Source organism: Thermogutta sp. (assembly GCF_014359955.1).
Classification (GTDB): Bacteria; Planctomycetota; Planctomycetia; order Pirellulales; family Thermoguttaceae; genus Thermogutta.
On record NZ_JACIYL010000897.1, the window covers coordinates 1 to 1,669 of the forward strand.

At 53.8% G+C, this 1,669-nt stretch carries 1 protein-coding gene; it reads left to right on the forward strand.

The genetic code is table 11. The features are described from left to right. Window positions 1-511: 511 nt before the first annotated feature. Window positions 512-1,669, forward strand: a 1,158-nt coding sequence (locus tag H5U08_RS18015) for an efflux RND transporter periplasmic adaptor subunit (RefSeq protein WP_297036298.1), incomplete at its 3' end; no start/stop codon positions are given.

Genomic DNA, 1,669 nt, shown 5'->3' on the forward strand with positions numbered 1-1,669 from the left:
CTTTATGAACAGCTTCCGTTAACTGAAAATCTTCTAGCGCCTCCCTGGCCGAATGTTCCTCTCTATTTAGCGTGCTGTTCTCTTCTCATTTAATACTCTGAATCCTGCAGGCATACGTCGGGCAGCCTGCGCCGAATACGATTCGCCCGGGCGAAATGGCTTGCGCCACGGGTGTTTGGTTCACGCAGGATGACCCAGAGTGTAAATGCCGTGTCAGCCACTGGTTCTTTTCGTGACGGAGCATGCCGTTCATCCTGCTGCGTTGCGCGGCCGAGATCCCACGATCAGATACGTCCGCAGCAACTCGAAAAAAAAGCGGGGGGATCAACGCGGATAAACCAAATATGTTGACCGGTGCAAATGCCCAACATTGACGTATTACAGAGAGAAAAGTGCGTCAATTATTTGGGAAAGTGTGAGTGCGGTGAGCATGTTGCTCTTCCGTTAGTCGTTGCCCGGCAACTCAGCGAATGCTGAGAAATATTCCCAAAAATTGTAAAGGAGACGAAATATGAGCGAATTTCGCCCTTCCGCTGATTCACAAGACCGGAGTGTCTCGGCTGAGGTGAAAACTTCCAACGATGAAGGCGTGACGACCCCTCGGAAAACCGGGCGAGCACTCCTCAGCCGCATACGGTGGTGGTTCATAGCTGTGTCCATCATTGTGGCGTTCGGGGTTGGTTGGGGCGTTGCTCGGCTGACGCTTCATCAACTCGCCGGTGGCCGGACGGAGTCCCAGAGTAACCAGGTTCAGGGAGAAAAGAAAATCAAATGGTGGACCTGCGCTATGCACCCCCAGGTTCGCCAGCCCGGCCCGGGCAAATGCCCGATCTGCTTCATGGATTTGATACCCGTTTATTCCGAGGAAGAAACTCCATTGACAGTGCGCCAGATCCGTATGACACGGGAAGCCGTTGCGCTGGCCGAGGTGGAAACAGCTCCGGTCCGCCGTATGTTTCCTACCCGTCAGATCCGGTTATGGGGACGAATCGATTTTGATGAGACACGTTTGGCCACTATCTCGGCGCGTTTCCCAGGCCGCCTCGATCGTCTCTATGTAGATTACACGGGTGTGCCGGTTCGATTGGGAGATCACCTGGTGGATATTTACAGTCCTGAGTTGGTGGTGGCCCAGCAGGAACTCTTGCAGGCACAGATGTCGCTGAAATCGGCTACACCCGGCAGTGCCCAGTACACCATCGCATCTTCTCTTTTGAAGAGTTCAGAAGAAAAACTGCGGTTGTGGGGTATCCTTCCGGATCAGATTGAAGAAATCAAACAGCGTGGATTCGCCACGGATCATGTCACGCTTTATGCGCCGATAGCGGGCATTGTGATCAATAAACACGCCAAAGAAGGGGATTATGTCAAAACAGGAGATCCGATTTATTCCATTGCCGACCTGTCACAGGTTTGGGCCGTGTTCGACGGTTATGAGGCGGACATCCCATGGTTGCGGTATGGACAAACTGTGGTCTTTGAAACGGACGCCTTCCCCGGCGAAAAATTTTCCGGGCAGATTGCGTTCATCGATCCAACACTCCGAGAAGCGACACGCACGATCAGGGTCCGAGTCAACGTGGCCAACCCGGGGGTCCGTCTGAAACCCGGGATGCTGGCACGGGGTTTGGTGGAGGCACATCTGGCGGCTGGAGACACGGTTTTCGAA